A 12,338-nucleotide genomic window follows, 5' to 3' on the forward strand; every position below is an offset into this window, starting at 1 on the left:
GATGACTATGCTCTCGCTGCCCTTCAGCACCGAACGGCTCCTTTTGCGTATGTTCACGCCGGACGACCTCGATGACTTGTACGCGTACCAGGGCCTCCCCGAAGTCGCTCGCTACCTCTACCGGGAGCCGCTCACTCGTGAACGGTGCGCGCAGAGCCTGACGAGGCGCGCGGCCGGCACGGCGTGGGCCGAGGACGGCGACGACCTCGTGGTCGCCGTCTGCCCGGTCGGCGAGGCAACGGTCGTCGGCGAGGTTGTCCTGAAGCTCACGAGCGCGCGAGCACGCCAGGTCGAGATCGGCTGGATCTTCAACCCAGCGTACGGCGGCCGGGGTTACGCGACCGAGGCCGCGCGTGCGACCGCCGCGCTGGCTTTCGCCGAGTTGGGCGTACACCGGCTCTTCGCCCGCCTCGATGTACTCAACACCGGGTCGGTGCGCGTGTGCGAGCGCCTCGGCATGCGCCGGGAGGCGCACCTTGTCGAGAACGACCTCGACAACGAGCGCTGGGGCAGCGAGTACGTCTATGCGACGCTTGCCCGGGAGTGGAACGCCGATCGGGCTCAATGAGAAGTTCAGGTAGTGCCGCTTGAGGGGCTTGGTCAAAGGTCGGCCATTCCACCAGCTGGTTCTGGCGGACCACCTGACGTGGAGCGGTGCCCCGGTGGAACGACGTTGTCTGCTCAGACGAGTCGTTCACCACGGGAGCTCCGCTGTCCGGTCAGAGTGTCATCAGCCGCGAGATCGCGGTAGCCGAAGGTGTCTTCGCTCCTGGTCATCTGGGTGAGTTGACGCAGATCGTGCCGTTCGAGATGGTCGATGAGGTCCTCGCCGAGTGCGAGGCGGTGCAGTAGCTGCTGCGGAAGCTGCCCGCCCGGGTGGTGGTCTACCTGCTGCCAGCCGCGGCGCTGTTCGAGGAGTGCGGCTACCTCGCGGTGTGGTCCAAGCTCAACGCTGGTGGGGTCCCTGCCGGTACCCAAGGTCACCGGCACTGCGCTGTGGCACGCCCGTGCCCGGCTCGGGGTGCGCCCGATGCGCGCGCTGTTCGACCTGGTGGGTGGGCCGGCGTCCGCGATCCGCACCACGGGCGCCCGCTGGACCGGGCTGCTAGTGGTCTCCATCGACGGCACCTATCTCGATGTCCCCGACGACCCGGCCACCCGGGCTCGCCTGGGCAAGACCTCCAACCAGTACGCCGCCTCCGGCTACCCCCAGATCCTGCTGGTGGCTCTGGTCGCCTGCGGAACCCGCGCCGTCATCGACGCGGTCCTCGGCCCCCGTACCCGTGGCGAGACCAGTTACGGCAAGCGCCTCGCCCGTTCCCTGCAGGCTTTGATGATCGTGCTGCTGGACCGCGGCTCCTCCTCCAATACCTTCCTCGAAACCGTGGCCGGCACCGGAGCGGCGTTCCTGGGCCGCCTGTCCGCAGCCCGCAAGCCACCAGTCCTGCGCCGTTTGCCCGACGGATCGTTCCTGTCGCGGATCGGCACGCTGGAGGTCCGCATCATCGAGTGCGAGATCACCATCGCCACCACGGCCGGACGCACCACAGGGGTCTACCGGCCGGCCACCACGCTCCTGGACCACCGCCGCCGCCCCGCGTTCGAGCTGGTCAAGCTCTACCACGAGCGCCGGGAGGTGGAATCCGCCTACTTCGCGATCAGGAAATCCATGCCCGGCCGCCGTGTGCTGCGGGCTCGGACCATGGCCGGTATCGCCCAGGAGGTCTACGCCCTGCTGACCTTCTACCAGCTGATCAGGATCGCGATCACCGACGCGATCCCCGACGCCGACCCGGACCGGGCCGGCTTCAGCATCGCCCTGCAGACCGCCCGTGACCAGGTCATACAAGCCACGGGCGTGATCGCCGGCACCGTCATCGACCTCGCCAGCGCCATCGGCCGCGCGGTCCTGGACCGGGCCATGCCCGCCCGCCGGCTCCGCCTCAGCCCCCGCGCGACCAAGCACCCCCTATCCCGCTACGCGTACAAGAGCCTGCGCGTCGACCGCCGCACCTACAAGGCCACCTTCAGCATCGACATCCTGTTGACAAAGCCAATCAGCCCGTAGCTTCACGCTTTTGCCGCCCGCTCCCGAGAGGCGTCTTCGCTATCCCCGGCGGCTGCGTGTTCCTGACCGAGTGGCCCTCGCCGGCGTCATGTATGTGCTGCGGACAGGGTCGCGTGGCGTGATGTTCCCGCAGAGACGGTGGGCTGCTCCGGAGTGACGGCTTCGCGCCGGCTGCGGGACTGGACCGAGGCCGGCATGTGGCCCCGCCTGCATGCCGTCCTGCTGACCGAGTTGCGCCGTGCCGGTCTGCTGTACCCGGACGACTGCTCCGTGGGCGGGTCCCACGTCCGGGCTCTCAAAGGGGTGGCTATGACGACTTCTTGGGGAGTCGTTTGTCAAGGAGCTCGGGAGGCGTGTGGCCCGGTGTGCAGTGATCAACATCGATGAGTTTTGATGTCGATAGCGTGTGCGATCGCGGGTTGCGGGGGTCTGCTTCATAGTCCAGCTGTGGACATATCCGATGAGGGACAGCCGCTCGATCCCATCTGGCTTGAGATCAACAACAATGTGTGTGGTGGCCTGGCAGGAGCCCCGAGTGCGTCGTTGGTGGCCGAGCGGTTCATCGGGGCCGGCTGGAGTTCCAGATCAGGCTCGTCGTGGGAGTCGTATGAGGTCGAGACCAGCTGGTGCCGCATCGAGGTCGACCCGACTGACGGAGACACGCTCCTGAACGGAGTTGTCGATCCTCAACGGTTCGAGGGTCTGGCTGCGCTGCTGCGGCCAGGGCGGCGAACGCGGAGAGGAAGAAAGCCCGTTTGAGCTGCTTGTTTCCTCTCCGGGAGGGTTGTTCGCCGCGGATCGACGAGCCGGAACTGCGGGTCGCCGGGGCGAGGCCGGCGTAGGCAGCGAGGTGGGCGGCGGACGGGAACGAACTGCCGTCGCCGACGTCGATGAGGATGCGGGCTCCGGTCCTGACGCCGATCCCCGGCATGGACGTCAGGACCTTCGAAAGAGGGTGGCTCTCCAGCAGTTCCTCGATTCGGGCCGCGATGAGTTTTCGCTGGTCAAGCACCGCCTGAAGAGAACTGGCGAGGCTGGGGACGATCAATGCAGCCGCGTCCGTGCCCGGGACGACGACGGTCTGCTCGTCCAGAGCCGTGAAGATGTCCTCGACCAGCCGCTCAGCCATCCGCGGCGCTTTGGGACGTATCAAGGTCACGAGCCGACGCCGTCCGGCCTTGCGGATCTGGGCTGGGATCCGAACTGGTCGAGGAGCTTGAGCACGGCCGGGTGCTGCACTCGCGGCCCCAGGACCCGTTCCAGCGACGGATGGATCTGCGTGAGGAGGCCGCGGAGGCGGTTGCTGATGCGGGTTGCCTCGCCGGCGAGGTCGTCGTCGAAGCCGACGATCATCTCCAGCTCGGCGATGGTCTCTTCCTCGAGGTCGACCGAGCGGAGCGTGTGGGGCATGGCGCGGGCGGCGTCGGCGATGACGAACGCGTCGCGGGCATCGGTCTTGGCCTCGCCCGGGTAGAGATCGGCGATCCGCCTCATCGTCAGTCCGGGCAGATAGGCGACCGGGCAGCCCATGTCCCGGGCCACCGCCAGCGGCAGAGCCCCGATCGAGGCCGGCTGATCGACCACGACCAGCACGGTCCCGTGCTTGGCCTGCAGTTTCCCGAAGACCTCGCGGAGCTTGGGTTCGCTGTTGGGTAACCGCTTGTCGAGGGCCTTCTTCCCGGCCGGGGTGACGGCTGTGGCGTGGTGTTCGCCTTTGCCGACGTCCAGGCCGAGGAAGGCGCCGATGCCGCTGATGTCGATCACGTGCGTCCTCCGGTCGTCCCCATCGCCCGGCCGTCCCACGGCACCGATCGCCACATCCACATTACGAAGAGCCTCCCGACCTGCGGAAAGGTCGGTGGTCATGCCCCTAATCAGCGGTCTGTCGATGCCTCCGGTGCCGGTGACACCACCCCCCAAGCCATGAACTCGACAGGGGGAGAAAGTCATGCCAACTCCAGAGGCCGGGCGCCCCATTGCGGGGCCACCAAGAAGGTAATGGGGGGGGTAGAACTCGCGGGCGTAGGCCAGGAGCAGGCGTGTGCGCCGGTCGGCTGCTCCCGGGCCTGCTTCGCTTCTTGGAGAGCCAGGAGCAGGGGGTCGGTCTCCATGCCGAGGGCCCTGGCCTTGAGCTCGGCGGCGTAGTCCTCCCGCCGGCGGTCCATGTCCTGGCGCATGTCGATGAGGACGTCGTCCGGGTCAGTGTTGTCCGGCTGGGGCACCGGGTAGAGGAGCGCGGGCCGGTCGGCCGGGGAGCCGACCGGGGGCCCTGTGGTGACAACGGTACGGATCGCGGGCGCCGCCGGGGATGGAGTTCGGAGTACAGGTGGGGTGGTGGAAACTGCACCCCGCACGAGATCGGCAAGATCGGCGCTCGAACGGGCCGTGGGAAACTGGGCCGGTGCTCGCTCCGAACTCCCGGGAACTACGACGTGAGGCGCCGACCGGAGCGGTCGGCGTCCTGACAACCCTGCGGGCGCACGTGATGGTGCCGCTGCGCGGCGCGGCGCTCGCGGCCTTGGGTCTGCTGGGGCTGCCGGCCCTGCTGCCGGCCGCGGTCGCGGTGGGTGTCGGCGCGGTGGGTGCGCTGGACCTGTTCCGGCGTCTGCCCCGGTTGCGGCGCGAGCTGGCCGGGCGGTGGTCGGAGGTGCCCGTCGACGATCCCTACCTGCCCGAGCCGCCGGAACCCCGGCAGCGTGACAGCGGGCTGTACCGCGACGGCAGGCAACTGTACGCCTCGTACGGCTCGGCGGTGCGCCGCAGGCGGATGCGGCAGGTGCGGCGGGATCCGGCGACGAGACGGGACCTGGCCTTCCTGCTGTTCGACCCGTTCGTCGGGGTTCCGTTGGCTTCGCTGCCCGGGGCGTTGGTGGCCGGTGGTCTGTACGCGGTGGTCGCGGCCCTGTGCCGGGCGGCCGGCGGTATCGGCCTGCCGGGGACGGCGTGGGCCGGTGCGGTGGTGGTGGCCGGGGTCGGGCTGCTGTCGCTCGGGACGGGGCTGACGGTCGGGCCGCTGGTGCTGTGGGTGCACGGGTGTTGGACGCGGCTGCTGCTGGCCCGCCGGGTCGCGCCGGCGGTGGTGTCCGACGGGGGTGCGCTGGGCCGGCGTCTGCGGATGCTGGGCGCCGGGGCCTTCTTTTCGCTGCTGTCGGCAGCCGGCGCGGTGCTGGCCGTCGTCCAGGTGGTGGCGCTGGTGGTCGGGGTGTGCACCGGGCTGGTGCTGCTCTTCCCGAAGGCCGTGGGGTTCGCCCGCCGCTTCGTCGTGCTGAGCCGGCGGCTCGCCGGCGACTGGCTGGGTGTGGAGATCCAGGCGCCCTATCTGCCCGCTCCGGAGCCGGTGCGACGCGGGGCCGACGGCTACTACCAGTACGGGCGGCGGCTGTACCGCACCCCCTACCTGGTGCGGCAGTTGCAGCTGATGCGCCACACCTCGGGTGATCCGGCGGTGTGGCGGGACCTGCTGTGGTCGGCGGTCAATCCGTTCGTGGCCGCCGCGCTGCTGGCCGTGCCGCTGGTCGTCGTCGGGTTCTCGGTCTTCGGGCTCGTCGTGCCCGGGGTGCTGGACCTGGTGGCGGACGGCACGGGCCCGTACAGCTTCTGGGACGCGGCGCTGCGCCGGCTGCCGGTGGGCGGTGCCCTCGCGGGCGTCCCGTGGGCGGCGATCGGGTTGGGCGCGGTGCTGGTGGCGGCGGTGTCGTGGGTGGCGCCGTACGCGCTGCGGGCACACGCCCGCTTCGCGCTGCTGCTGCTGCGGCCTACCCGGCACGCGCAGCTGGCCCGACGCGTGGAGCGGCTGACGGAGACCCGGGCGGACGCCACCGGGGTGCAGGCCGCCGAACTCCGCCGCATCGAACGGGACCTGCACGACGGGGCCCAGGTGACGCTGGTGGCGATCGGGATGACGCTGCGGGTGGTGGAGCGGCGGCTGGGGCAGGAGGCTCCGGAGCTGCGCGAGCTGGTGGCCGAGGCCCGCCGGCAGTCGTCGACGGCCCTGGCCCAGCTGCGGGACCTGGTGCGGGGCATCCACCCGCCGGTCCTCGCGGAGCGGGGCGTGGGCGACGCGGTCCGCGCGGTGGCGCTGGACTACCCGCTGGACGTCGAGGTGACGGTGGACGTTCCCGGCCGCCTCGAGGCTCCAGTGGAGGCGTGCGCGTACTTCGCGGTGTGCGAGGTGCTCGCGAACGCCGCCAAGCATTCCGGGGCCTCCCGGGTGCGCATCGACCTGCGGCACGCCGACGGGGTGCTGCGGATGACGGTGGGCGACGACGGCCGGGGCGGGGCCGATACGGCCAAGGGCACGGGCCTCGCGGGCGTGCGCCGCCGGCTGGGTACATTCGACGGAGATCTGTTCGTGAGCAGCCCGGTGGGCGGCCCGACACTTGTGACCATGGAGCTGCCATGCGTGTTGTCCTCGCCGAGGACCAGTTCCTCCTGAGGGAGGGAATGGTGCGGCTGCTGGAGTCGTACGAGTTCGAGGTCGTCGCGGCCGTCGACAACGGACCGGAGCTGTCGCGGGCGTTGACGCGGCACCGGCCGGACATCGCCGTGGTCGACGTGCGGCTGCCGCCCACGTTCACCGACGAGGGGCTGCAGGCGGCGCTGGCGGCCCGCCGGGAGATTCCGGGGCTGCCCGTGCTGGTGCTGTCGCAGCACGTGGAGCAGCTGTACGCGCGCGAACTGCTGGCCGACGGGCGGGGCGGGATCGGGTACCTGCTCAAGGACCGCGTCTTCAGCGACGAGGAGTTCGTCGACGCGCTGCGCCGCGTGGCGGGCGGCGGGACGGCGATGGACCCCGAGGTGATCTCCAAGCTGGTGGCGCGGGGCGAGCACGGCGGGCCGTTGAGTTCGTTGACCGAGCGTGAGCTCCAGGTGCTGGAGCTGATGGCGGAGGGGAGGTCCAACGCGGGGATCGCGCGGGAGCTGCACCTGAGCGACAGCGCCGTCAGCAAGCATTCGGCGAGCATCTTCACCAAGCTGGAGCTGACGCAGGACAACAGCGACAACCGGAGGGTCCTGGCGGTGCTTGCGTACCTGAACGCCCCACAGAACTGAGGGGCGATCGCCAAGGGGTGGAGTTTTCTGCACTGCAGGTGTGCTCACAGCTCCATTCCGGCGCCCTGGGTCCGGCCCGTAGTTTCGTGTTCAGAAGGCGGGCCACGCGGTCCGGACAGGGACCAGGCCACGGGTAAGGGAGTCAGACGGTGACGACGGCGGAGCAGGAGCAGCCCGAACAGCAGCAGACCGCGACGAAGGCCAAGGGCAAGGACCCGAAGGCGGATCTGATCCGGACCGCGTTCATGGAGGTCGGCGTCCCCCTCGGCCTCTACTACGGCCTGCGCGGAGCCGGCCTGGGCCAGTGGCTGTCCCTGTTCATCAGCGGCGCCGTGCCCCTGGCGCAGCTCGTCTACAAGATGGCCACCGAACGCCGCGTCTCGACCGTCACCCTCTTCACCCTGAGCATCATGGCCGCCGGCACCGCCATCACACTCCTCACCGGTGACGCCCGCCTCCTCCTCGCCCGCGAGAGCTACCTCACCGGTCTGCTCGGCCTTTGGATGATCGCCACCCTCTTCGCCAAGCGGCCCTTCATGTTCACCACCATGACCAAGATGCTGCCCGAAGAGACCGCCCGAACCTGGCACGCCAACTGGAACAACCACGCACGCTTCCGCAACGTCATGCGCTGGATGTCCGTCGCCTGGGGCGCCGCCTTCCTCATCGACTCCGCCGCCCGCATCCTCATGGCCTACACCCTCCCCGTCGACCTCGTCCCCGTCCTCTCCGTCATCCTCCTCATCGGCATGCTCATGACCGTCGTCAAGATCAGCAAGACCTACGGACGCCGCATGATGGCCGAACTCGCCTGAAGCATCACCGCCCTTTGGCATGCCGCGAGCTTTATCGGTACCCATGGGAGGACGCTAATGGCTTCCTTTGGGTCCGGCACCCAGCGCCGCAGCCCTATAGAACGGGGCAGGTCACCCCATCAGCATCGCGCCAGACGTCCGCTCAGAAGCACAGCAATTCACTCGAACGTGCGTTTGGCGCGAACTTTCGACGGGCTCGCCTTGTCTACCGAGGGACGAGGGGCCGGAGGGGTACCGAAAGCTACGGGCGACCAGAAGTCGGGGAACTTGATGCCGGCTCACTCAGCCCCTGCTCATCGTGGACGGCGTCCCTCGCGGGCCCTCGACTCCAAGGGGTGGATGCCACCATCACTGCCCACGAGCAACGGAATCCGGTCATCGAGGTCATCCGACTGGATGAAGAGCTTCTGCCGTGAGGCGCCACAGTTGTCCTCAGCCATGCCGGTCGACGGTTCGGTGCCCGGCGCCAGGGACAAGATTTCGAGAACCAGCTCCAGCCTTGTGGTCGGTGGCCATGACCGCATCACGGCCACCGACCACATATGTAGTCACCACTACGAGGTGGTGAGTTTTGTCCCTGGTCAAGACGCGTTGAGGACCTGTACTTCACCGATGGCGAGGCCTGGCGGGTGGTGGCGAGGGTGCCGGTCTGTCCGGCGCCGGACCATTGGATGGCCCATGTGGTGGTGGCGGTGACGGGGTAGCAGCCGACGGGACCAGCAGCCGTGAGCACCCGCATCCCGCGCAACGCCACGAAGCTGTGACGGCACCTGAACGGGCCCTGGACCGACTGACCGGCACCTGGGTGCCGCTCCCCTGAGCCACCCCGACAACACCACAACCGACGGTTAAGCCGCCGTAACCCCGAAGGAGAAACGCCATGCCTCACCAGCAGTTACACAGCCCTGAGCAGGAACTCGTCTCCGCGAAGCGAGGCCTCGGCCTGCCCGTCATCGTCGCCATCTGCGGGTCCACCCGCTTCATGAACGAGATGACCGAGGCGGACCTCCAGGAGACCGTCGCCGGCCGGATCGTCGTCCGCCCGGGCTGCAACCTGAAGGAGCCGCACCCGCTGTGGGCCGACCCGGTGGACGGCAGCTATGCGCGGTGTTCAACATCACTCCGGAGACCGGACTCCACTACACCCGCTTCTTCCACCCCGACCCCACGGACAGCGACGACGTATCCGGCTGCAACATGGAGACATCGTGACCGACCACCACGCTCACCTGCTCGCCGCCATCGTCGAGCTCGGCGGTGAGTTGCAGCTCCCAGCCACCCGTAACGGGCGCTTCTGGGGAGCGGTCATCCCAGAAGGCTGCGCGGTCAGCGCCGGCCGCCGCCGATGCGGCGGTCGTCGGCCAGTGCGGTAAGCGGGCCGAACTCGCGGGCAAGCTGGTTCCACGTCAGAACCTCGCCACAGCGGGCCGGGAACTCCTTCGGATTGAACTCGGGCATGGTCCAGGTGCCAGTGCCCCGGTCCCGCAGCCACAGGTCCCCGTCACCGTCGACCACAGTCGGCGGGACCGGTACGGGCTCGGCCTGATCGGTGGGCTCCCAGGTGACCCGGCCCGGGTGGGAAACGCGGCGCAGCTCGGTGGTGGCCAGCCGCGCGGCCAAGTCACGGGTGGACTCTTCGGCGTCCTTGACCGACTCGAGTCGGAATGCGTCGTCAAGCACGGGCAGGGCTGGATTCTTGCTGCGCTTTGAGCTCATACGCTGACTACCTCCGGTGGGGGGCGTCACATCCGTTATGGCACCCCGTAGAGGAACACGGTATCCGAGGCGGGAGCCGGGCCGGCTACGACCACTGTCCAGGCGGAGGCGCCGGCACACCGGGCGGTGGGGCAACGAACGCCCAGGTTCGGGCGCCGAGTGCTCAGTATTCGCGAACTCAGGCGCTTTCGTCGGTGACTACATCGGGGAGTCCACCCGCTCGGAGATCGATTACGCCCGTGCCCTGGGCAAGCCGATCCGGTACACCCTTTCCGAGGTCGACCCGTACGGCTCTGCCCTGCCGGAGTGCGACTACGAGATGCGGTTCCCCGGATCCCTCGTCACCATCACCCTCGCGTCGGTGCAGCCGGTGCGTGGGCTGCACGTCTACGAGATTCCCACGGGCTTCCGGGAGGGGGCCGACGGGGCCGCCAACCCCTGGCGGCTCGGCCACGTCTCCGGTCGTGGGCTCGCGGCCTTCCCGTCCCGGGACGACGCCTTGCGCGGTGCCCGCGAGATCGGCGACATGACCGACTGGACCCGCACCCCCGAGGAATCCGCGCCGACCCCTCCTTCGACAAAGAGGAGTACGTCGACCGCATCGTCTCGCGGACGAACGGCCTGCCCTTCCCCGGCGCCCGGAAGGGGGCGGAGCTGTGACCCGCTTCCACGAATCCGCCGGCACCACCGACGACCGGTGGCGCCGCACCGTCGAGCACCGGGCCGCCCTCGCGGCAGCGCTCGCCCTGCGGGTGCGGCACCTTCCGCAGGCGCTCCGCCAACCGCTGCCGGACGCGCTGAAGCTGGACCCGACGGTCACCGTCGCCCTCGCTCTCCAACGGCCGGCCGACGCCGGCCCGGACAACGACACGAACAGTGGCGAACACCCCGAGGCCGCCCACCAGAAGACCGGACAGGTGGGTATGAAAACCCACGAGGAGGCCCGGCTGGCCCGATCTCGCGCCCGGAACGCTCATCGTCGCCGTCGGCGCCGCCACCTCGGGCAAGTCCACCTTGGCCGCCGTCTTCCCCGTGGACGCGGTGGTGTGCCTGGACGAACTGCGCCGCGAGACCAGCGGGGGCAACGCGGGCGACCAGCCGGTGACCCCGGCGGCGGTAGCCCGCCAGAACAGCCTCCCCGACGAGCACCTGACCGCCGGCCACACGGTGCTGATCGACTCCACGAACGTTGAACCGCGGGTGCGCGCTGACCTTCTGGAGCTGGCTCGTCGGCACGGACGCCCGGCCATCGCGATCCGCTTCACGACTGACCTGGACACCTGCCGGAAGCACAACGCGCGCCGGCCGCGGGGGAGGTCTCGGACGAGGTGCTGCGCTGGCAGCACTCCCTGGCGTAGGACGCCACGATGGACGCCCTCCTTGCCGAGGGGTTCACCAACGTCCTCATCTCCGCCGGTGACCTCCTGCCCGAGGTTCGCTTCGCCTGCTGCACCTCCCCCGACGGCGTCCACGCGTATTTCTGGGCGGTCGCAGCCGAGGACTACGAAGGCCTGCTGGCCGCGTGGGGCCGTGACGAGGAGCTGCGGGTGGCTGCCTTCGAGGCCTTCGCCGACCCTCGCATCGGACCGGGTCCACGACCGATATCAGCGGAGGCTGAAGGACCTATCGCTCGCTGATCAGGGCTTTGTGATCCGACTGACGGTCCGGCGCTTCATCTGCGGGTCGGGGGACTGCCCGCGCCGGACGTTCGCCGAGCCGTTCTCGCGGCCGGCCGGCCAGCCAGCTCGGCTTCGGCGCGGGACGGATGACCTTGTTACGCAGGGTCATGGCACGATCCACTGTTCAGCACGCCGCGGGTGCTGGCGTGGACAACTTCGCGATCCGCCGCGACCAGACCTACTCCACCGTCTTGACCAGCGTCAAAGACCATCGCGTGGTCGATGTGCTCCCGACGCGTGAAGCCGGGCCGCTGGCCGCCTGGCTGATCTGCCACCCCGGCGTGGAGATCATCTGCCGGGACCGGGCGGGCGCCTACGCCGAGGGCGCCCGGCGCGGTGCCCCCGACGCTCTGCAGGTCACTGACCGGTTTCATCTCCGGCCCTGGTTGAGTCTCCCGTAGGGGGAGACATCAAGCTGCGGGCCATGGACAGCGACGCGCTCTATTCCATCGGAGAACTATCCCGCCGGACCGGCCTGACGGTGAAGACCATCCGGTTCTATTCCGACAAGGGCATCGTCCCGCCAACCGACCGGAGCCCGGCGGGATACCGGCTCTTGGGTGGAGCTCGCCGGACTCTGCCAGAACGCAGACTTCCGTCTCACGATACGCCGCACAGCTGAAGACCAGGCGGAAGAGCCTTTCCAGCAGGACGTCAGCACCCTGCACGACGCTCTCAACCAAGCGATGCGTGAACGAATCGACGAAGCGGCATCCTCCGGCCTCCTGCCGGCCTCCGCCAAGGGCGCATCCTTTACAGACGCACTGGGCGGCCTCTACGCCCACGCATTCGAGCGTGCCGGCGAAAGCGATCTGCGCCGCTGGCTCCTCGCCCGCCTGCAGACAACCGCCAACCCACACGCGGAGCGCTACTGGCAGCTCCTGGCCATGATCAATGGATGGCCGCATCACCAACGCTTGCTCCCGTTTACTCCTGGTTCACCACCGTCTTCGCCAAGAGCGATGACGACAATCGCAAAGGTCTGATGCAATGAGGACGCGCGACCTG

The 12,338-nt window shown here is 69.2% G+C and carries 12 protein-coding genes and 4 pseudogenes; 13 read left to right on the plus strand and 3 right to left on the minus strand.

Features of this window, described 5'->3' with window-relative positions:
• Position 1 precedes the first annotated feature (1 nt).
• The 3 genes and pseudogenes from E6R62_RS22345 to E6R62_RS40295 all read left to right on the plus strand — a co-directional run.
• Positions 2-568, plus strand: a complete 567-nt coding sequence (locus E6R62_RS22345; RefSeq protein ID WP_136215299.1) for a GNAT family N-acetyltransferase — start codon at positions 2-4, stop codon at positions 566-568.
• Between the two features lie 462 nt (positions 569-1,030).
• The gene (locus E6R62_RS22350) at positions 1,031-2,068 is read left to right on the plus strand and encodes a transposase (protein WP_240801815.1); all 1,038 of its coding nucleotides are present in this window, start codon (positions 1,031-1,033) and stop codon (positions 2,066-2,068) included.
• 10 nt (positions 2,069-2,078) lie between these two features.
• A pseudogene (locus E6R62_RS40295) lies at positions 2,079-2,368 on the plus strand (transposase); the annotation flags it as partial.
• A 421-nt stretch (positions 2,369-2,789) separates the two neighbouring features.
• Here E6R62_RS40295 and E6R62_RS22360 read toward each other — a convergent pair.
• Both E6R62_RS22360 and E6R62_RS22365 read right to left on the minus strand, forming a co-directional pair.
• A pseudogene (locus tag E6R62_RS22360) lies at positions 2,790-3,832 on the minus strand (IS110 family transposase); the annotation flags it as partial.
• 182 nt (positions 3,833-4,014) lie between these two features.
• Positions 4,015-4,290, minus strand: a complete 276-nt coding sequence (locus tag E6R62_RS22365; RefSeq protein WP_136215300.1) for a hypothetical protein — start codon at positions 4,288-4,290, stop codon at positions 4,015-4,017.
• A 179-nt stretch (positions 4,291-4,469) separates the two neighbouring features.
• Here E6R62_RS22365 and E6R62_RS22370 point away from each other — a divergent pair, with 179 nt between their 5' ends.
• The 5 genes and pseudogenes from E6R62_RS22370 (at position 4,470) to E6R62_RS39685 (ending at position 9,147) form a co-directional block, all read left to right on the plus strand.
• On the plus strand, positions 4,470-6,503 hold the full coding sequence (locus E6R62_RS22370; protein WP_168714142.1) for a sensor domain-containing protein: 2,034 nt from the start codon (positions 4,470-4,472) through the stop codon (positions 6,501-6,503).
• Entirely contained in the window at positions 6,467-7,120 is a 654-nt protein-coding gene (locus tag E6R62_RS22375) for a response regulator transcription factor (RefSeq protein WP_136215302.1), read from the plus strand. The genes E6R62_RS22370 and E6R62_RS22375 overlap by 37 nt, the downstream gene beginning before the upstream one ends.
• 149 nt (positions 7,121-7,269) lie before the next feature.
• A complete protein-coding gene (locus tag E6R62_RS22380; protein WP_136215303.1) occupies positions 7,270-7,935 on the plus strand; it encodes a VC0807 family protein in 666 nt (221 codons plus the stop codon).
• A gap of 880 nt (positions 7,936-8,815) precedes the next feature.
• A pseudogene (locus tag E6R62_RS40995) lies at positions 8,816-9,028 on the plus strand (hypothetical protein); the annotation flags it as partial.
• Positions 9,010-9,147 carry a hypothetical protein gene (locus E6R62_RS39685; RefSeq protein ID WP_168714132.1) on the plus strand — a complete coding sequence of 46 codons (138 nt, stop codon included), beginning with the start codon at positions 9,010-9,012 and terminating at the stop codon, positions 9,145-9,147. The pseudogene E6R62_RS40995 and the gene E6R62_RS39685, both read left to right, overlap by 19 nt.
• A 114-nt stretch (positions 9,148-9,261) precedes the next feature.
• Here the strand turns inward: E6R62_RS39685 and E6R62_RS22390 are convergent, their stop codons facing one another.
• Complete coding sequence (locus E6R62_RS22390) at positions 9,262-9,615, minus strand: hypothetical protein (RefSeq protein WP_240801816.1); 354 nt, start codon at positions 9,613-9,615, stop codon at positions 9,262-9,264.
• Positions 9,616-10,626: 1,011 nt separating this feature from the next.
• Here E6R62_RS22390 and E6R62_RS42200 point away from each other — a divergent pair.
• The 5 genes and pseudogenes from E6R62_RS42200 to E6R62_RS22405 all read left to right on the plus strand — a co-directional run.
• Positions 10,627-10,953: pseudogene (locus E6R62_RS42200) on the plus strand (AAA family ATPase); the annotation flags it as partial.
• Positions 10,954-11,018: 65 nt separating this feature from the next.
• A complete protein-coding gene (locus tag E6R62_RS39690) occupies positions 11,019-11,288 on the plus strand; it encodes a hypothetical protein (RefSeq protein WP_168714133.1) in 270 nt (89 codons plus the stop codon).
• A gap of 188 nt (positions 11,289-11,476) precedes the next feature.
• Positions 11,477-11,731, plus strand: a complete 255-nt coding sequence (locus E6R62_RS41000) for a transposase (protein ID WP_240801817.1) — start codon at positions 11,477-11,479, stop codon at positions 11,729-11,731.
• 23 nt (positions 11,732-11,754) lie between these two features.
• A complete protein-coding gene (locus tag E6R62_RS41005; RefSeq protein WP_240801818.1) occupies positions 11,755-11,952 on the plus strand; it encodes a MerR family DNA-binding transcriptional regulator in 198 nt (65 codons plus the stop codon).
• Complete coding sequence (locus E6R62_RS22405; protein ID WP_240801819.1) at positions 11,891-12,316, plus strand: hypothetical protein; 426 nt, start codon at positions 11,891-11,893, stop codon at positions 12,314-12,316. The genes E6R62_RS41005 and E6R62_RS22405 overlap by 62 nt, the downstream gene beginning before the upstream one ends.
• Positions 12,317-12,338 lie beyond the last annotated feature (22 nt).

This window comes from Streptomyces sp. A1136 (assembly GCF_004795055.1).
In the GTDB taxonomy this organism is placed as follows: domain Bacteria; phylum Actinomycetota; class Actinomycetes; order Streptomycetales; family Streptomycetaceae; genus Streptomyces.